This window comes from Massilia sp. UYP11 (genome assembly GCF_050434805.1).
GTDB lineage: Bacteria > Pseudomonadota > Gammaproteobacteria > Burkholderiales > Burkholderiaceae_D > Telluria.
Genome location: NZ_JBNDJE010000001.1, coordinates 586,749 through 605,781 on the forward strand (window position 1 = coordinate 586,749; position 19,033 = coordinate 605,781).

The window sequence follows — 19,033 nt, forward strand, 5'->3', positions numbered from 1 at the left end:
CGCCGCGCACGCCTCCATCCCGAGGTCCCCATTGACAGTTGAGAACGACAAGATGCCCGCCGGGCAGCATGCTCCCCATGGCGCCGGCGACACGGCCCCCATGGCGCCGCTGGCCGCGAATGCGGAGGGCATCGTTCGTTCCTGCGATACGCTGGACCGCGTCATGCGCGCCGGGTTCGCGCTGCCTCCCGCCGGCGCACGCCTGCTCGATGGCTACCATCTGCTCGACACCCAGCTGCGGCTGGCGCGCGCGCAATCGCGGCAGGTCGCCGCCAGCTTGCGCACGGCCGTTGCGGATGGCGCGGCGCGTGTCCAGGGCCTCGTGACCGATGCGCTGGCGCGCGCCGACGGCGTCGTCGACACCGAGGAGCTGGCGCGCCTGCTCGCCGCCAGCCAGCAGGACGCGCCGTTGCGCGTCGCCGAACTCGACGCGCTGCCCGCGCTGCTGCGTCTCGCGCTGATCGACCGGCTGGCCGCTTTGGCGGCGCGCGCCGCGCATGCCTGCGCCGGCCGCGAACGCGCCGCCGCCTGGGCCGCGCGTTTCCTCGACACCGCCGAGACCCGCCCGGGCGACCTGGTGCTGCTGTTCGCCGACATGGCGCGCAGCGAAGACGCGGACAACGGCGCTTTCGTCGCCGAACTGGCGCGCCGCCTGCAGGGCCGCGGCGCACCGCTGGCACAGGTAGTGGACTGGATCGACGCGCGCCTGGCCGATGGCCAGGGCAGCATCGCCGGATTGATGCAGGACGAGAGAAGCGAAGAGGCGCAGGACGCCGTCGCGGCCGGCAACGCCCTGGCCAGCCTGCGCGCGCTGGGCGGCGTCGACTGGCGCGCTTTCGCCGAGCGCCTGGGCGTGGTCGACGCGCTGCTGCGGGACGATCCGGACGGCAGTTATGCGCGCATGGACGGCGCCACGCGTGACCGCTACCGGCACACGGTCGCGCGCCTGGCGCATTCCCTCGGCGTGAGCGAGGCCGCGGTCGCGCAAGAGGCGCTCGCGCTGGCCGGCGTCCATCGCGCGCCGGGCGAGGGCGGGCTCGATACGCGCATTCGCCACGTGGGGCACTACCTGGCCGGCCCTGGTCTGGCGGCGCTCGAGGCGAGGCTGCGCGGACGGCGTGGATGGGCGCCGCGCGTTCGCGCCGCATTGCAGGGCGCTTGCCCCGGCATGCATAGGGGCGCCACGGCGGCGCTGGCCCTGCTGTTCATGGGCGCGGGCCTGGTCCACGCCTGGCAGGGCGGGGCCAGCGCGCTGCTGCTGCTCCTGATGGGCATCCTGGCGCTGCCGGTCGCCGGCGCCCTGGCGCGCGCCCTGATGGGCATGGCCCGGCGCTGGCTGGCCCGGCCCCAGGCCACGCCGCGCATCGACGTGGCGGCCGGCATTCCCATTGAAGCGCGTACGCTGGTGGCCGTGTCGGCGCAGCCGGACGACGCCGCGCAACTCGTGGCACTGTGCGAAGACCTCGAAGTGCGCTACCTCGGCAACCGCGATCGATATTTGCGTTTCTGCCTGCTGCTCGACCTGCCCGATGCGCCTGAAGCAACGCAGTCTCTGGACGCCGCCCTGCTGGCCCAGGCGGGCCACGCGATCGAGGCGCTCAACCGCAAGCACGGCGCGCGCGCTGGCGCTGAGGCCGGTCCCTTCATGCTGCTGGCGCGTGCGCGCACCTGGAGCGAAGACCAGCAGGCCTGGATCGGCCGCGAGCGGCGGCGCGGCCAGCTGGCCGACCTGAATGCCTGGCTGTGCGGCGAGCGCGAACGCTTTGCGCTCGCGGCCGGCAATCTGGGCGCAGCGGCCGAGATGCGCTACGTGATCGCGCTCGATGCCGATACCGGCCTGCCGCGCGACGCCGCGCGCAGCCTGGTGGCGGCGATGGCGCACCCGCTTCACCGGCCGCTGCAGGACGAAACGGGCCGGGTGCTGGAAGGCCATGCCATGCTGCTGCCACGGCTCGCCACCGCCTTGCCGCACCTGGGCGCCATGCGCTACCAGCGCCTGTGGCCTGATGGCGGCCAGGGCTGGGCCGCGATCTACGACGTCGACGCCTGGCGCCGCGCGATGGGGCCCGAGCTGCGCGACGAAGGCCGGGCAGAACCCGGCTGGGTCGAGGAAGACCGCCTGCGCGCCGCGCGCGTGAGCGACCTGCGGCTGGACGCCGCGCATCCGGACAGTTATGGCGAACACGTGCTGCGCCGCCATCGCGCCCTGCGCGCCGCCTGGCAGGAAGCGCGCCGCCTGGGGCGCGGCGCCGACCGCCTGCGCGCCGCGCGGGTGCGCGTGCGCCTGTCCGACGCGTTGGCCGGGAGCCTGGCCGCGCCGGCGTCGATCGCGCTGCTCGTGTTGTGCTGGAGCCTGCTGGCCGCGCCCGTGTTCTGGACCGCGGCCATCCTGGCGCCGCTCTGGCTGCCGGCGCTGCTCGACATCGTGGCCACGCTGGCCAGCCGCGCGGCTGGCGCGCCCCTGCGCCAGCACCTGGACGCCTGGGCGCGCGGCGCGCGCACGACCCTGGTGCGCGCCGCGCTGGCGCTGGCCTTCCTGCCGCACCAGGCCTGGCTCGACGCCGACGCGGTCGCGCGCGGCCTGTGGCGGCGCGACGTGAGCCGCCGCAAGCTGCTCGAACTGCGTCCTCCGGCGCTGGCGCGCGCCAGCGGCGCGATGGAGAACAACTGGCGCACGATGTGGTTCGCGCCGCTGCTGGCGGTCGGCGTCGCCGTGCTGCTGACCTTCGCCAACCCGTATGCGCTGTTCGCCACCGCGCCGCTGCTGCTGGTGTGGTTCCTGTCGCCGGTGCTGGCCTGGTGGGTCAGCCAGCCGGCGCGGCGCGGCATGCGCCTGGCGAAGGGGCAGACCCCATTCCTGCGCACGCTGGCGCGGCGCAGCTGGGCCTTCTTCGAGCAGCACGGCGCGACCAGGCACGGCCTGGCGCCGGAAGCCGTGTACGACCATTCCGAACTCACCGTCGACGAGCGGGTGTCGCCCTCCAGCATGGGCTTGACCCTGCTGGCGACCCTGAGCGCGCGCGACTTCGGTTATCTGCCGCTGGGCGGCCTGCTCGCGCGCAGCGAGCAGGCGCTGGCGTCGATGGCCTTGCTGGAACGCTGGCATGGCCACCTCTTCCAATGGTATGACGGCGTCACGCTCGCTCCGGTCGAGCCGGCCCATGTCGATACCGCGGCCAGTGGCGGCCTGGCGCTGGCGCTGCGCACCTTCGCCGCCGGTCTCGATGAGTTGCCGGACCGGCCGGTCCTCGACGCCGCCGCGCTGGACGGCATCCGCGCCACGTTGTGCGTGGCGCGCGAGCATGCGCCGCCCGGCCTGTTGCCGGCGCTGGACGCGCTGGACGAAGCGCTGGCGCCCGGCCGTTCCCGCGCCACGGATACCTTGCCGGGCCTCGCGGACTGCCTGCGCACGATCGCGGCCAGGGCGGCCGAGCTGGACGCCGGCTTGCCGGGCGACGCCGCCCCTGCACTCTGCGCCTGGACGGCGCGCCTGGCGCGCCAGTGCGCGGCGCAGCTGGACGACCTGCATGCGCTCACGCCCTGGACCCGCGCGGCGCAGGAATACGTGCTCGACGCCGGCCTGACCCGCATCCCGACCTTGCGCGAGCTGGCCGCGCTCGAGCCGCCGGGCGGCAACCAGGGCCTGGCCCAGTTGGTCGCACAGGGGCGCGCCTGCGCGCGTGAACGCATGGAAAAGATCGCGCGCCTGGCCGCGCAGGCGCGGGAAGCGGCGCGCATGGATTTCGGCGTGCTGGTCGACCCGTCCACGGGTTTGCTGGCCAAGGGTTGTCACGTGCGCGAGGGGCGGCAGGGGCGCCTGGATGGCGACGCCTGCGACCTGCTGGCGTCCGGGGCGCGCATGGCCAGCTTCGCCGCCGTCGCCCAGGACCAGTTGCCGCAGCAGCATTGGTGGTCGCTCGGCCGTCCCTTGCGCATGACTGGGGCCGGCGCGCTGCTGCTGTCGCGCGCGGGTGCGCTGGAGGACTATCTGGCGCCGCATCTCATGATGCCATCGTGGCGCGACACCCTGCTCGACGACGCCGGCCGGGCCGTGGCGCGCCTGCAGGCGGCTCACGCCAGGGGCCGGGGGCTGCTGTGGGGCTATACCGAGTCGGGCTGCAACGCGGTCGACGCGGCGGCGCGCTACCGCGTGCAGCGCTTCGGCCTGGACGCCGCGGCCCTGCAGCGGCGCGCGGGCGACGACCTGGTCGCCGCGCCCCATGGCGCCGCGCTCGCGCTGGCCGCGGCGCCGGTGCTGGCGGCGGCCAACCTGCGCCGCATGGCGGCGCAGGGCCTGCTGGGAGAGACCGGCTTCTACGAGGCGCTCGACTATGCGCCGGCGCGCCTGCCGCAAGGCGAACGCCAGGCGGTGGTGCGGGCCCAGTTCGCGCGCCACCAGGCCGTGATCCTGCTGGCGCTGGCGCGCCACCTGCAAGGCGAACCGATGCAGCGCCGCTTCGCGCGCGATCCCGAACTGCGCGCCGCGCTCGGCCTGCTGCAAGAGGCGGCGCCGGCGGCAGGCGCCGAGCCGCCCCTGCGCATCGATGCCGGCGTGGCGCCCGATGGCGTCGCGGCGAGCCGCCCCTACGCGCGCGTGCTCAAGCCGGATGCTTCGCCGCTGCCGGAAGTCCAGCTGCTGTCGAATGGCCGCTACCACCTGAGCGTCGACAGCGCGGGCGCCGGCGCCAGCTGTTGGGGGGGAGATGGGGCAACGCGCGCCGGGCTGACGCGCGCCGGCGCCGGCGAGACCGGCCTGGCCGTGCACGTGCGCGATACGGCTTCCGGCGCCACCTGGGCCAATGTCCTGCTGCCCGGCGCGCCGGCGCCCGACGAGGTCGAGGCGGTGCTGGCCGAAGGGCGGGCCAGCCTGCGCCGCGTGGACCACGGCATCGAGATGCGCACCGACGCGGTGGTGGCGCCGGGCGACGACGTCGAGCTGCGCCGCATCCGCATCGTCAATCGCGCGCTAGAAGCGCGCACCCTGGAACTGACGGGCTGCGTGGCGCTGGCCGGGCCGCCGCTGGAAGAGGGCGGCCGCAGCAGTATCCGCATCGAGTTCGACGCGGCCGTCGACAGCCTGCTGTGCGTGACCGCGCCAAGCGCGCCCGTGGTCGTGCACCGCATGACGGTGCGCGAGGTGGCGGGGCAGCCGAGCGTGGAAACGAATCGCGCGCGCTTCATCGGGCGCGGCCATGACCTGCGCGGCCCGCAGGCGGTCATGGAGGGCGGCGCGCTGCCCGGCCTGGACCCCGAGCCCGACCAGGCGCTGCTGGCGCTGCGGCGCAGCGTGACCCTGGCGCCGCAGCAGGAGATCACGGTCGACCTGGTGCTGGGCGCCGCCTCCAGCCGCGCGCTGGCGCGCGAGCTGGCGGCGCGCTACGGCGTCGCTCATGAGGTCGACCATGCGATCGAGGCCGCCTGGACCCTGGCCCAGGCCGAGCTGCGCCGCGCCGGGATCGGCGAAGCCGACGCCCAGCTGATCAACCGCCTGGCCGGCTGCCTGCTGCAGCCGGCGCCGGCGCTGCGCGCCGATCCCGCCGTCATCGCGCGCAATCTGCGCGGGCGGGCCGACTTGACCGCTTACGGCGTCACGGGCGACTTGCCGGTGCTGCTGCTGCAACTGGGCGAGGGAGAGGACACCGGGCTCGCGCGCCAGCTGTTGCAGGCCCACGGTTACTGGCGCGGCCACGGCCTGGCGGTCGACCTGCTGGTCCTGTGCGACAGCCGCGCGGCGCGCGAAGCCCTGATGCACCTGGCGGCGTCGCTGGTCGATCCGTCCAGCTTCGACCAGCCTGGCGGACTGCATCTGCACCTGAAGGAAGAGGTGCCGCGCGAAGACCGCATCCTGCTGCGCTCCGCCGCCAGCGTGCTGCTCGCGGGCGAGCGCGGCGACCTGGCCGACCAGTTGCGCCGCGCCGAGCGCGCGGGGAGCGCGGCGGCGCCGCCATTCGTCGCCACCGCGCCGGCGCAGGCATGGACCACGGCGAATCTGCCTTCGCCCTCGACCGGGGCCGCGCCGGAGCCCGTCAACGGCGCCGGCGGCTTCACGCCCGACGGCGGCGAATACGTGGTGCGCAGCAGCCCGGGCGCCGCCACACCTGCGGCGTCCGCCGCGCCCTGGATCAACCTGCTGGCCAACGACGCCTTCGGCAGCATCGTCTCGGAGCGCGGCCATGCCGTCAGCTGGAGCGGCGAGCGCGCCACGCGCCTGACGGCGGGGGACGAAGAGGCGATTGCGCCGCAGGGTGGCGAAGCGTTCTACCTGCGCGACGAAGATAGCGGCGCGGTCTGGTCGCCGACGCCGTGGCCGGCGCCGTCGCCGGAGGCGTACACGACGCGCCACGGCATCGGCTACAGCGTGTTCGAGCACCGTGCCCATGGCATCCATTCCGAGCTGCGCTGCTTCGTTGCCCAGGATGCGCCGCTCAAGTACAGCGTGCTGCGCCTGCGCAACGACAGCGATGCGCCGCGCCGCCTGAGCGCGACCGGATACGTGGAGTGGCTGCTGGACGAACGCGACGCGCCGCCCGGCCTGCAGGTGGTGACCGGGCGCGATCTCGCCAGCGGCGCGCTGTTGGCGCGCAATGCCTTCGGCGCGGGTTTCCAGGACAAGGTTGCGTTCTTCCACGTCGACGCCGAGCAGGTCGCAGTGACTTGCGACCGCCAGGAATTCATCGGCCGCCTCGGCGCCGCCGCGCGGCCGGCGGCGCTGGGCCGTGCCGGGCTGTCGGGCAACGCCGGCGCCGGCTTCGACCCGTGCGCGGCGCTGCAGGTCGGCGTTACCCTGGCGCCGGGGGCCGAGTGCGAGCTGGTGTTCGTGCTGGGCGTGGCCGGCCCCGGCAGCCTGGACGCCAGCGCGGTCGTGCAGCGCCATGGCACGGCGCAGGCCGCCGCCGCCGCATGGCGGCGCCTGCGCGACTGGTGGGACCACACGCTCGGCGCCGTCACCGTGCACACGCCCGACCCCGGCTTCGACCTGCGCGTCAACCGCTGGCTGCCCTGGCAGGCGATCGGCGCCATGATGGGCGAGCGCGACCCGGCGTTGCGGCTGCAGTCGGCCCTGGCCTGCGCCCACGCCCGCCCCGAGCTGCTGCGCGAGGCCGTGTTGCGCGCCGCGCCTGCGTTCACGGCCGGGGCCAGTGTCGAGGACTTCCTGTGGCTGCCGTACGCGTTGACGCGCTATCTCACGGTAACGCAAGACCATGCGCTGCTGGCCGTGCGCCTGACGGAACGTGACGATCTGTACCAGCACTGCGTGCACGGCCTGCGCGGCTGCCTGCGCTTCGGGCCACGCGGCCTGCCGCCGGCGGCGGGACGCCTGCATGAGGAAGGGGTGGCCGGCCGCGTCGAAAGCGTGCGCCTGGGCTTCTTCATGGCGGCCGTGCTGCAGCGCTTCGCCGAGGTGGCCGACCGGCGCGGCGACTTCGGCTTCGCCACCACGTGCCGCGGCGCGGCGCTGGCGCTGCGCGCGCAGTGCGAGGAACACGGCTGGGATGGCGACTGGTACCGCTGGACCTGGCTGGACAGCAGCAATGCCCTCGGCTCGATCGCCAACGCCGCCTGCCGCGTCGAGCTGTCGACCCAGTGCTGGGCGCTGGAGGCCGGGGCGGCGCAGGGGCCGCAGGCGCTGCGCGCGGCGGTGCAGCGCCTGCGCGTCGACGGCGCCATGCCGCGTTGCGATCCGCCGGTGGATGGCGAATGGAGCGAGCGCGTGCCGTCGAGCCCCGGCCAGGATCACCGCGCCACCGCCTGGGCCGCGGCTGGACTCGCACGGCTGGGCGAGTCCAGCCGCGCATGGCAGCTGGCGCGCATGCTCGACCCGATGGCGCATGGCGACGGGCCGCCTTACCTGATGAGCGGCGGCCTGCGCACGATCGCGCCGCATGCCGGGCGCGCCATCGGCGGCTTCGCCACGCCGGCGGCGGCATGGACCTGGCTGTTGCTGTTGGAAACGTTGCTGGGCCTGGAGCGCCACGGCGACGCGCTGCGCTTCGCGCCGCGCCTGGCGCCGGGCTGGGACGGGTTCAGCATGCGCTACCGTCATCGCGGCGCATTCTACGAGATCACGGTGCGCGCCACGGACGGCGACGAAGAAATGTTGCTGGACGGCCAACCCTGCCCGGATTGGAGCATCGCGCTGCGTGACGACCGGCGTGACCACAAGGTAGAATTGCTGGTTGCGCGCGCGCCCGGCGCGCCGGAAGCATAGGATCTAGATCATGAACATCGTCACCCGCGCCCTCGGCTGCGGCGTCTGCCTGCTGGCCGCGGGGTTTGCGGCCGGCCCCGCGCAGGCGCTCGACTGGAGCGATACCGCCATCAGCTGGCGCTACGGCAGCCGCTTCGCCGAGCCCTTCAATCCGGACCACATCGACAAGCACGTGCTCGCGCTGACCCATGCCAGCGGCTACAAGTACGGCAGCAACTACTTCAACCTCGACTGGCTCAAGTCCGACCGCAACGATCCACGCTCGCTCGGCGGCAGTTCCGGCGCCGAGGAAGCCTATCTGCTGTACCGCCACACGCTCGACATCGGCGCGCTGAGCGGGCGCGAGCTGCGCTTCGGGAAGGTGAAGGGCGTCGGACTCACCGCCGGCTTCGACCTGAACACCAAGCGCGACGTCGGCTACAACTCGCGCAAGCGCATGCTGGTGGTCGGGCCGACCCTGATGTGGGACGTGCCGGGCTTCCTCAGCACCAGCATCCTCCTGATCCGCGAAAGCAATGCGCCGAGCGGCGCCTTCGCCCCGATCTCCGAGGTGCGCGGGCGCTACAAGTACGAAAACCACCCGATGCTCAACGTCAGCTGGGGCATCCCGCTGAACGAACGCTGGGCCTTCGAGGGCTATGCCAACTTCATCGCCGAGAAGGGGCTGGACGAAACCGGCAACCCGACCGGCGCCGAGACGAATATCGACATGCAGCTGATGTACGACGTTGGCGCCCACTTCGGCCAGAAGAAGAACCGCTTCCGCGTCGGCCTCGAGTACCAGTTCTGGAACAACAAGTTCGGCAATACGCGCGCGGCCACCGGCGGGCGCGGGCAACGCGCCAGCACGCCGATGATTCGCGCCGAATACCACTTCTGACGGCGAGCGCTCAGTCGTCGTTGCTGCTCGCGCGCACCACCATCTGCACCGCGAGCGTCTGTTCCAGGCTGGCGCCATCCGCCCGCTCGAGCAGCGAATCGACGCCCATCCGCCCCAGCAAGTCCTTGTCGATCTGGATGCTGGTCAGCGGCGGGATCGCGCTGGAGGCGGCGCTGATGTCGTCGAAGCCGACGATCGCGATGTCGTGCGGGATCTTCAGGCCGCGGTCCAGGCAGTGGCCCATGGCGGCCAGGGCCGTGCTGTCGTTGTAGCAGAACAGCGCGTCCGGCCGCGGCGCGCGCGCCAGCAGGGCGTCGACCGCCTGGCGCACGTTCTCGAGGTTGTTGCCGATGCTGGGCAGCTGGACCTCGAGGTCGGGGTCGGCCAGCATGCGCGCCTCGAACAGCGCCTTGCGAAAGCCGCGGTAGCGTTCCAGGATGCTGTGGTGGGCCAGCGGGCCGGTGAGCATGGCGATGCGGCGCCGGCCCTGCCGGATCAGGTGGCGCGTGGCCAGGTAGCCGCCCAGGGCGTGGTCGGGATTGACCGAGCGGTAGCCGGGCAGGCGCATGTCGAGCAGCACCAGGGGCTTGCCGGTGTCGCGTAGCGCAGCCACCAGTTCCGGCTCGAAGAAGCCGGCGCACAGCATGGCGTCGGGCTGGTGCAGGCGCACCAGGTCGAGCACCGGCTCGGCCGGGCCCACCACCACGAACGACAGCGCGATGCCGCGCTTGCGGCAGGCGTCCTCGGCGCCATGCAGCACCGGCAGGTAGAACGGGCTGGCCGACTGCGTGTTGTGCTGGCGGTGCAGCAGGAAGGCGATGCGGCGCACGTCGCCTTCGCGCAGCTTGGCGAAGTCGTAGCCCATCTCGCGCGCCACCGCGCAGATGCGTTCGCGCGTCCTGTCGGTCAGCCCGTCCTGGTTCTTCAACGCGCGCGAGACCGTGCCGATCGAGTAGTCGGTGGCGCGGGCGATGTCGCGGATCGTGACGGCCATGGCGCGCTTCTCCTGTCTATTCTGCGATCAGTACCTGGTCTGCGTGTAGGGACGGGCGTTATGCTCGTTGCCCCAGTCCTTGTTCGGCGTGGCCTGCATGGTGAACACCAGTTCGCCGCCGGCCATGATGTCCTCGTGGCGGATGAAGGTGCGCATCAAGGGCTTGCCGTTGAGCGTCACGCGGCCGACGTAGCCGTTGGCATCCGACAGGTGATCGGCGCGCACCGTGAAGCGCTTCCCGTTCGGCAGGTCGAGGGTCGCCTTGTCCAGGAAGGGGCGGCCGATCACGTACTCGTTGCTGGCCGGGGCCACCGGATAGAAGCCGAGCGCGGTGAAGGCGAACCAGGCCGACATCTGGCCCAGGTCGTCGTTGCCCGACAGGCCGTCCGGCTTGTCGCTGTATTGGGTGGCCATGATGTTGGCCAGGCGTTCCTGGGTGCGCCATGGCGCGCCGGCGTAGTTGTACAGGTAGGCCACGTGGTGCGAAGGCTCGTTGCCGTGGGCGTAGTGGCCGATCAGGCCCGAGATGTCTTCCATGTGGGCGTACACGGTCTCGTCGACCTTGGCGTCGAACACCTGGTCGATCTTGCTCACCAGCCTGGTGTCGCCGCCCAGGAGGGAGATCAGGCCGGCGTTATCGTGCGGCATGTACCATGAATACTGCCAGGCGCTGCCCTCGGTATAGTCGCTGCCGAAGTTCGACTGCTCCGGATTGAACGGGGTGCGGAATTCGCCGGTGGACTTGCGCGCGCGGATGAAGCCGGTCTCCTTGTCGAACACGTTGCGGTAGTTCTGGGCGCGCTTGTAGTAGCGGGCCGCGATGTCCTTCTTGCCCATCTTCTCGGCCATGCGCGCGATGGTCCAGTCGTCGAAAGCGTATTCGACGGTCTTCGATGCGGCTTCCTTCTCGAGGTCGATCGGCACGTAGCCCAGCTTCATGTAGTGTTCCAGGCCGCCGTAGGGACCGTATTCGGCGCTGGCCGTCATCGCGGCCAGGGCCTTGTCGGCGTCGAAGCCGCGGATGCCCTTCATGTAGGCGTCGGCGATCACCGGCACCGCGTGGTAGCCGATCATGCACCAGGTTTCCAGGCCGTGGAACTGCCATACCGGCAGGATGCCGTAGGGGCTGTGCTGCTGCGAGGCGATCAGCGAGTTCACGAAGTCGGCGTTGCGCTGCTCGGGCGCGACGATGGTGAGCAGCGGGTGCAGCGCGCGGTAGGTGTCCCACAGCGAGAAGGTCGAGTGGAAGCGGAAGTTCTTCGCCTTGTGCACCTGGTTGTCCGGGCCGCGGTAGCTGCCGTCGAGGTCCATGAACAGCGACGGCGCCAGCATGCTGTGGTACAGGGCAGTGTAGAACTTGGTGCGCATCGGGCCTGCGGCCTCGACCTTCACCGCGCCCAGCGCGTCGTTCCAGGCCTTGCCGGCGCGCGCGCGCTCCTGGTCGAAGTCCCAGCCCGGCATCTCGGCCAGGTTGGCGATCGCATTGTCTTCGCTCACCGCCGACAGGGCGACCTTCACCAGCAGCGTGCCGTCCTGCGGCACGCCGAAGTTGAAGTCGGCCATCAGCTGCTTGCCTTCGACCAGCGCTTTATCGAGCGGCGTCTTGCCGGGCGGGGCGAAGCCGCGATAGGGGATCGCTTCTTCGCGGTTCAGAAGCTGGCGGGTGTCGATCGGGCGCGAGAACTGGATCGCGAAGTGCACCTGGCGGCCGGGCGCCCAGCCGCGCGTCTCGCGCATGCCGGTGATGGTGGTGCTGTTGCGCACGCGCAGGCGTGCCCACAGGTTCTTCTCGTCGTAGTTGTAGATGCTGGTGCGCAGGTCGAGCAGCACCTTGGCCGGCTCGCCGGCCTTGAATTTATAACGGTGCAGGCCCACGCGCTCGCTGGCGGTCAGCTCGACGTCGACCTCGTGGTCCTTCAGGCGCACGGCGTAGTAGCCCGGTTCGGCCTGTTCCTGGTCGTGCGAGAAGCGCGACCGGTAGCCCGAGAACGGGCGCTCCGGGTAGCCCGGCTCCAGCTTGGTCTCGCCGCTGTAGGGCATCAGGAGCACGTCGCCCAGGTCGGAGTGGCCGCTGCCCGAGAAGTGGGTGTGCGAAAAGCCGAGGATCGAGCTGTCGGCGTAGTTGTAGCCCGAGGCCCACGGATAGCTCTGGCGGAAGTGGCGGTGCTGGGTGTCGGGGCTGAGCTGCACCATGCCGAACGGGCGGCTGGCGCCGGGGAAGGTGTGGCCGTCGCCACCGGTGCCGATGAAGACGTTCACGGCTTCGGCCGGGCTGCCCGGTGGGGCGGCCAGCGCAGGAGTTGCACTAAACAGGAATGCCGCACCGGCGGCGATCGAGAGTTGTCCGAAATTGAGTCTGGCTGTCATGAGGTCTCCACGCTTGGCAGCAGCGATGGGCGCCGCCTGTTATAGAACCTACCGGGATAGGTTCTTAGTTGCACTATATCCAAGTGCAACTTATATGTGGAGACTAGTTTCCGGGCAATCCTTACCGTGTTTTAACCCATCTGTTTAGCCGGTTTACTAAACATTTCGCGCGGCGCCTGGCGACCGCTTTGATTTCAGCCAGGGTGTCCGGAGACGCCAGTGACGTCACGCCGATGCCGGTCAGGGCAGGGCGCGCCAGGCCGAGGCGGCGCACCAGGATCGGCGCCACGGTCTCAGGGGGCTAGCCGATCTCTCCGCGCACGTACACGCGCAACTGCAGGATGCGCGATCCCGAACACGCCGTCGCAGGGCAGCAGGCGCGAATGGCATGAAAGCGACTGGATCCAGTTGCAGGCTGACCGCCTGCTGCGAGACGTCCAGGTGCTCGGCCGCCGCCGGGATGGTGGCAAAGCGGTGCAGGGCGTCGAGCGTGCGCAGGTGGGCGATGTCGAGCTTGTCGATCATGGTGTCGGGTCCGTGGCCGCCAACATAACCGGCTATCGCGCACGCTGCAAGTTGCCATTGTTGAATTTTGTCAAAAAAACATGGATGAATGACAATTTTTAGAGGAGGCTGCTCAATATGAACGAGGCATGAAATTGCAAAAATTGCATCATGAAAACCTCATTCATCTCCTCCGCTCTGGCCCTGTCGCTGTGCTGCAGCCTGGCGCAAGCCGCCCCTGCAGAACACCAGGAATTCGAAGCCACCCTGCTCGCGCCGTTCCAGGCCGCCGCGGCGCGGACCTTTACGTTGAGCTTCGCCTATCCCGGCCTGGCGCGCAAGGACATGGTCGACTGGCGGGTGGAACTGGTTCGCCCCGATGGCCGCGTCGCCCTGCGCTGGCGTGGCGCGGTTCCGTTCACGGGCGAGGCGATGACGGTCGCCGTGCCCTGGTCGGGCCGTCTTGGACTGGCGCCGGCGCCGAGCGGGATCTACCGCGTCCGGCTGCGCGCGACCATGCGCGGCGACGCGCACGAAGAAGCCGAGCAGGATTGGGAGATCGCGGTCGGCGCGCCACCACTGCCCGCCATGCCGGCATTCGCGCCCCTGCCGCGCGCCTTCCAGGCGGCCGCCGTGCCGGCGCCCGGGGCGCTGCCCTATACGGTCTATCTCGGCAACCTGCACAGCCAGACCAACCACAGCGACGGCGGCGCCGACGTCGCCGAATGCAAGGGCTCGCAACCTCCCCGGGAGGGGCCGCACGGCCCGGACGCCGCCTTCGCCTACGCCAGGGAGCGCGGCCTCGATATCCTGGTCGCCTCGGAACACAACCACATGTACGACGGCTCGGAAGGCAGCGCGCCGGACGCCGACCCCGCCGCCGCCAGGGCCCTGTACCGCGCCGGCCTGGAGAGCGCCGCCGGCTTCTCCGGGAAGCACCCTGACTTCCTCGCCGTGTACGGCCTGGAATGGGGCGTCATCAACAACGGCGGCCATATCAACATCTTCAACAGCGACGAGCTGCTGGGCTGGGAGACCAATGCCAAGGGCGAGCTGATGGCCGACACGCGCACCTCCAAGGGCGACTATGCGGCCCTGTACACCCTGATGCGCGAGCGCGGCTGGGTGGGGCAGTTCAACCATCCGGCGCACGCGGGCCAGTTCCAGGTCGACGGCGTGCCGCTGGCGTATACCGAGGACGGCGGCGAGGCGATGGCGTTGTGCGAGGTGATGAACAGCACCGCGTTCTCGACCAACGTCAGCGAGACCGAGACCCGGCGCAGCAATTTCGAAGGCGCCTGCAACCGCTTGCTGGAAGCGGGTTATCGGCTGGCCTTCAGCACCAACCAGGACAACCACTGCGCCAACTGGGGCGCGTCCTTCACCAACCGCACCGGCGTGCTGCTGCCGCATGGCGCGGCCGTGAACCGCGCGACTTTCGTCGAGGCGCTCAAGGCGCGCCGCGTGTTCGCGACGATGGACAAGGATTCGCAGCTGGTCCTCTCCGCGAACGGCCGCCTGATGGGCGAGCGCTTCACCAACCGAGGGCAGCTCGCGCTGGTGGCGAACTTCGCCAGCCTGAAGGGCAGGAAGGTCGCCGCGGTCGCGATCATGGAAGGCGTCCCGGGCCGCAAGGGCACGGTCACGCAGATGTCGGACCAGGCCGAGACCACCTTCACCCCGAGCCCGGGGGCGCACTTCTATTATGCGAAGGTGACCCAGGACGACGGCAACGTGCTGTGGTCGGCGCCGGTGTGGGTCATGCAGGAGGAGTGAAGACTAGAACCCCAGCCCTTCGCCCATCCCCAGCAGGGTCGCGATGCCGAGCACCGCGAAGATCAGCGCCGCGATGCCATGCACCAGCTTCAAGGGCACGCGGTTCGCGATGCGCTCGCCGAAGTATACGGCCGGCACGTTGGCAAGCATCATGCCGAAGGTGGTGCCGGCGACGATGGCGGCCATCGATTCATAGCGCGCGGCCAGCGCGACGGTGGCGATCTGGGTCTTGTCGCCCATCTCGGCAACGAAAAAGGCGATCAGGGTGGTCAGGAACACGCCGTATTTCGCCAGCTGCGCTTCCTCGGCGTCGATCTCGTCCGGCGTCAGTACCCACGCGGCCATGGCGAGGAAGGACAGGCCCAGCACCCAGCGCATCACGCCGGGACCCAGCAGCTCGCTGACGAGGGCGCCGACAGCGGCGGCGAAGGCGTGGTTGGCCACGGTCGCGACAAGAATGCCGAACACGATCGGCAGGGGGCGGCGAAAGCGCGCGGCGAGCAGGAAGGCCAGCAACTGGGTCTTGTCGCCGATCTCGGCGAGGCCCACGATGCCGGTCGAGACGAGAAAGGCGTCCATCAGTCGGGTGAAGCAGGAAGAAGGCCGCGATCATAGCAGAGGCGGCTCTGTTTCTGCCGCTTCGCCCGCATATTGATCGCGCATGACCGCGGCCGGCCCGCGCTTTCGCTGGCCAGGCGTGCATGCTATCCTGCTCCCGCCTCGGCCTGCCGGGCCGACCTTCCCTGCGAGAGACCATGAACCAAAGCACCCTGCTGCGCGCCAGCACCGCAGCCTTCCTGAGCGCCTGGAGCGCCTACGCCTTCGCCCTCGATCCCCTCAGCTACGCCAGGTACGACCAGGTCAAGACCACCGCCCTGCACCTGGACCTGAAGGCCGACTTCGCGAAGAAAAGCCTGGACGGCTACGCCGAGCTGACCCTCGACTGGCTGGACAAGAAGGCGACCACGCTCGACCTGGACACGCGCGAGCTGACGATCTCGAAGATCGAGGCGCAGGATGCGAAAGGCGCCTGGCGCCGCGCCGACTACTCGCTCGGCAAGTTCGACGAAGAGAAGGGCCAGCCGCTGCACGTCAAGTTGCCGGGGCAGCAGAAGAAGGTGCGCATCCACTACCGCACCGCGCCGACCGCCACCGCGCTGCAATGGCTGCAGCCGGTGCAGACGATGTCGGGCAAGTACCCGTTCATGTTCAGCCAGTCGCAGGCGATCAATGCCCGTTCCTGGGTGCCGATCCAGGACACGCCGGCGGTGCGCTTCACCTACAGCGCGCGCATCGAGGCGCCGCAAGGCCTGCGCGTGGTGATGAGCGCCGATAACGACATGCAGGCCACCGGCAAGGGGGGCTGGAAGTTCAACATGCCGCAGCCGATTCCTTCCTACCTGCTGGCGATCGGCATCGGCGAGCTCGAAGCCGCCACGCTCGGCGGGCGCACCGGCGTCTATGCCGAACCGCAGCGCATCAAGGCGGCGCAGTACGAGCTGGCCGACACCGAAAAGATGGTGGAGGCGGCCGAGAAGCTGTACGGCCCGTATCGCTGGGGACGTTACGACATGCTGGTCCTGCCGCCGTCGTTCCCGATCGGCGGCATGGAAAACCCGCGCCTGACTTTCCTGACCCCGACCATGATCGCGGGCGACCGCAGCCTGGTCGACCTGATCGCCCACGAGCTGGCGCACAGCTGGTCGGGCAACCTGGTGACCAACGCCTCGTGGAAGCACTGGTGGCTCAACGAAGGCTTCACCACCTACGTCACCACCCGCATCCTGGAGGAGATCTACGGCAAGGAAGTCGCCCTCATGAACCTGCAGCTGGAGCAGGAAGAGGCGCTGGAGATGCTGAAGGACCTGCCTCAGCCCAAGCAGGCGCTGGTTTCGCGCCAGCCGGACACCTCGGCCGAGCACTACCCGGACACCTCGCTGGCCTATCCGAAGGGCGCCTGGTTCCTGCACACGCTCGAGCAGCGCGCCGGCCGCGCCGCCTTCGACACCTTCCTGCGCGGCTGGTTCGACGGCCACGCCTTCCAGAGCGTGACCAACGACCAGTTCCTGGATTACCTGCGCAAGAACCTGCTGGCGAAAAATCCGAAGATCATGAGCGAGGCCGAGCTGGACGAATGGATCCACGGTCCCGGCATCCCGGCCAGCGCGCAGCGCGCCGTGTCGCAGCGCCTGGCGCGGCTGAACGCCTCGATCGACGGCTGGATCAAGGGAACGGTATCGACCGGGCAGTTGAAAGCCAGGGACTGGAACGCCGTCGAGTGGATGAAGTTCCTGAACGATATCGACAACAAGGCCGATGCGAAGAAGCTGGAAGAACTCGACCGCGCCTATGACCTGGCCAACACGAAAAACAACGAAGTCGCGTTCCGTTTCTACCGCGCATCGGTGCACGCCGGTTACCGCGCCGTGCGGCCGCAGCTCGAAGCGTTCCTGATGAGCGTGGGCCGCCAGAAGTTCGTGGTGCCGCTGTACGCCGCGCTGCGCGAGAAGCCCGATGATCGTGCCTGGGCCGAAGGCATCTACAGGAAGGCGCGCGAGCGTTACCACCCAGAGACGCAATCGAGCGTCGACAAGGCGATGGGCAAGCAATGATGAGCATGAACCGACTCGCCGGCGCGCTGCTGCTGGCGTCGTGCGCGGCCGCCGTCGCTGCACAGAGCGCCTCTGCCCAGACTGCCGCCGCGCCAGCCGCCACCGCGGCGGCGCCTGCGTACAACCTGGAAGCCGACGTCAACCGGGTCCTGAAAACCTTCGACGTCCCCGGCATCGCCATCGCGGTGGTCAAGGACGGCAAGGTCGTCATCACCCAGGGCTTCGGCGTGCGACAACTCGGCGACCCGACGCCGGTCGACGGCAAGACCATCTTCGAGATCGCATCGAACTCCAAGGCCTTCACGGCGGCGGGGCTGGCGATGCTGGTCGACCAGGGCAAGCTGGCGTGGGACGACCCGGTCATCAAGCACCTGCCGGACTTTCGCATGTACGATGCGTACGTGACGGCCGAGATGACGGTGCGCGACCTGCTCACCCACCGCAGCGGCCTGGGACTGGGCGCCGGTGACCTGATGTGGTGGCCGACCACCACCTTCAGCACCGACGAAATCATCCACAACCTCCGCTACATCAAGCCGGCGACGAGTTTTCGCAACAGCTACGCCTACGACAACCTGCTGTACATCGTGGCCGGCAAGATCATCGCGCAAAAGTCCGGCAAGGACTGGGGTGCGACCATGCGCGAGTGGATCCTCGATCCCGTCGGGATGCAGGCCACCACCACCAGCCTGGAGCAGCACGAGCCGGGCATGAACGTGTCGGCGCCGCACAGCAAGATCGATGGCAAGGCGGCGGTGGTCAAGCCCATGCCGGTGGCGAACGCGATCGGCGCGGTGGGCATCAACACCAATGCCGAGGACATCGCGCGCTGGATGAACGTGCTGCTCGACCACGGCCGCGTGAAAACCGACGCGGGCGGCAAGGAAGTGCGCCTGTGGTCCGAGAAACAGGCGCGCGAGATGTGGACCGCGCAGACGCCGATGACGATCAATGAGCCGCGCCCGCCGCTGGCGGCGACCAAGCCGAACTTCTTCGCCTATGGCCTGGGCTTCCAGCTGCGCGACTACCAGGGCAAGCTGGTGGCGATGCACGGCGGCGCGCTGCAGGGCTTTTATTCGCGCGTGCTGCTGGTGCCGGAAGCGAAGCTGGGCATCGCGATCTTCACCAATGCCGAAAGCGGCCCGTCGCTCAATGCGCTGCAATACCGCCTGCTGGACCAGTACATGGGCGTGGCGCCCACCGACTGGATCGGCCGCATCGCCGAGGTCGACCGAGAAGCGCGCGAAAAGGAAGCGGCGCGCGTGAAGACCGAGACCGCCAGCCGCGCCAAGGCCTCCAACCCGTCGCTGCCGCTGTGGGACTACGAAGGCGAGTACGAAGACGCCTGGTATGGCAAGGCGACCGTCAGGCGCCAGGGCAGCAAGCTGGTGATGTCGTTCTCGCGCACGCCCGACCTGACCGGCGAGATGGAGCACTTCCAGCACGACACCTTCATCGTGCGCTGGAAGGAGCGCAACTTCAACGCCGACGCCTACGCGACCTTCTCGCTGGACCACGACGGCTCGATCGAGCGCCTGCGCATGAAGCCGGTGTCGACCGAGACCGACTTCAGCTACGACTTCCAGGACTTGCTGTTCACGCCGGTGAAAAAGGCGAAGTAAGACAAGGAAAAAGACAAGAAGACGCCCGCGGTGTGCGGGCGTTTTCTTGTGTGCTCGCGTTCGTGGCGG

General features: G+C 70.0%; 9 protein-coding genes. 6 read left to right on the plus strand and 3 right to left on the minus strand.

Annotated elements, in window-relative coordinates; translation table 11 throughout:
* Positions 1-31: 31 nt before the first annotated feature.
* Positions 32-8,209 carry a GH36-type glycosyl hydrolase domain-containing protein gene (locus ABIB38_RS02590; RefSeq protein WP_429201503.1) on the plus strand — a complete coding sequence of 2,726 codons (8,178 nt, stop codon included), beginning with the start codon at positions 32-34 and terminating at the stop codon, positions 8,207-8,209.
* A 10-nt stretch (positions 8,210-8,219) separates the two neighbouring features.
* Positions 8,220-9,089, plus strand: coding sequence for an outer envelope protein (locus tag ABIB38_RS02595; RefSeq protein WP_429201505.1), 870 nt, complete (start codon positions 8,220-8,222; stop codon positions 9,087-9,089).
* Positions 9,090-9,099: 10 nt separating this feature from the next.
* Here the strand turns inward: ABIB38_RS02595 and ABIB38_RS02600 are convergent, their stop codons facing one another.
* Positions 9,100-10,083, minus strand: a complete 984-nt coding sequence (locus ABIB38_RS02600) for a LacI family DNA-binding transcriptional regulator (protein ID WP_429201507.1) — start codon at positions 10,081-10,083, stop codon at positions 9,100-9,102.
* A gap of 27 nt (positions 10,084-10,110) precedes the next feature.
* Positions 10,111-12,450 (minus strand): GH92 family glycosyl hydrolase, encoded by a 2,340-nt coding sequence (locus tag ABIB38_RS02605; RefSeq protein WP_429201508.1) that lies wholly within the window; start codon positions 12,448-12,450, stop codon positions 10,111-10,113.
* Between the two features lie 408 nt (positions 12,451-12,858).
* Between ABIB38_RS02605 and ABIB38_RS02610 the strand changes: the two genes are divergently transcribed.
* The gene (locus ABIB38_RS02610) at positions 12,859-13,077 is read left to right on the plus strand and encodes a hypothetical protein (protein WP_429201510.1); all 219 of its coding nucleotides are present in this window, start codon (positions 12,859-12,861) and stop codon (positions 13,075-13,077) included.
* Between the two features lie 48 nt (positions 13,078-13,125).
* Complete coding sequence (locus ABIB38_RS02615) at positions 13,126-14,730, plus strand: CehA/McbA family metallohydrolase (protein WP_429201512.1); 1,605 nt, start codon at positions 13,126-13,128, stop codon at positions 14,728-14,730.
* Positions 14,731-14,733: 3 nt separating this feature from the next.
* On the opposite strand, the gene ABIB38_RS02620 is transcribed toward ABIB38_RS02615, so the two are convergent.
* On the minus strand, positions 14,734-15,309 hold the full coding sequence (locus tag ABIB38_RS02620; RefSeq protein ID WP_429201513.1) for a TMEM165/GDT1 family protein: 576 nt from the start codon (positions 15,307-15,309) through the stop codon (positions 14,734-14,736).
* 176 nt (positions 15,310-15,485) lie between these two features.
* Here ABIB38_RS02620 and ABIB38_RS02625 point away from each other — a divergent pair, with 176 nt between their 5' ends.
* Together ABIB38_RS02625 and ABIB38_RS02630 are read left to right on the plus strand one after the other, a co-directional pair.
* Positions 15,486-17,342: a M1 family metallopeptidase gene (locus ABIB38_RS02625; RefSeq protein WP_429201515.1), complete on the plus strand. Its 1,857-nt coding sequence runs from the start codon at positions 15,486-15,488 to the stop codon at positions 17,340-17,342.
* Positions 17,339-18,964 carry a serine hydrolase gene (locus ABIB38_RS02630; protein WP_429201517.1) on the plus strand — a complete coding sequence of 542 codons (1,626 nt, stop codon included), beginning with the start codon at positions 17,339-17,341 and terminating at the stop codon, positions 18,962-18,964. The genes ABIB38_RS02625 and ABIB38_RS02630 overlap by 4 nt, the downstream gene beginning before the upstream one ends.
* Positions 18,965-19,033: the final 69 nt, after the last annotated feature.

Excerpts from the sequence above, each read along its gene's own strand:
- ABIB38_RS02620 (WP_429201513.1), bottom strand. The coding sequence starts at position 15,309 with ATGGACGCCTTTCTCGTCTCGACCGGCATCGTGGGCCTCGCCGAGATC.
- ABIB38_RS02625 (WP_429201515.1), top strand. The coding sequence starts at position 15,486 with ATGAACCAAAGCACCCTGCTGCGCGCCAGCACCGCAGCCTTCCTGAGC.
- ABIB38_RS02600 (WP_429201507.1), bottom strand. The coding sequence starts at position 10,083 with ATGGCCGTCACGATCCGCGACATCGCCCGCGCCACCGACTACTCGATC.
- ABIB38_RS02595 (WP_429201505.1), top strand. The coding sequence starts at position 8,220 with ATGAACATCGTCACCCGCGCCCTCGGCTGCGGCGTCTGCCTGCTGGCC.
- ABIB38_RS02630 (WP_429201517.1), top strand. The coding sequence starts at position 17,339 with ATGATGAGCATGAACCGACTCGCCGGCGCGCTGCTGCTGGCGTCGTGC.
- ABIB38_RS02615 (WP_429201512.1), top strand. The coding sequence starts at position 13,126 with ATGAAAACCTCATTCATCTCCTCCGCTCTGGCCCTGTCGCTGTGCTGC.
- ABIB38_RS02605 (WP_429201508.1), bottom strand. The coding sequence starts at position 12,450 with ATGACAGCCAGACTCAATTTCGGACAACTCTCGATCGCCGCCGGTGCG.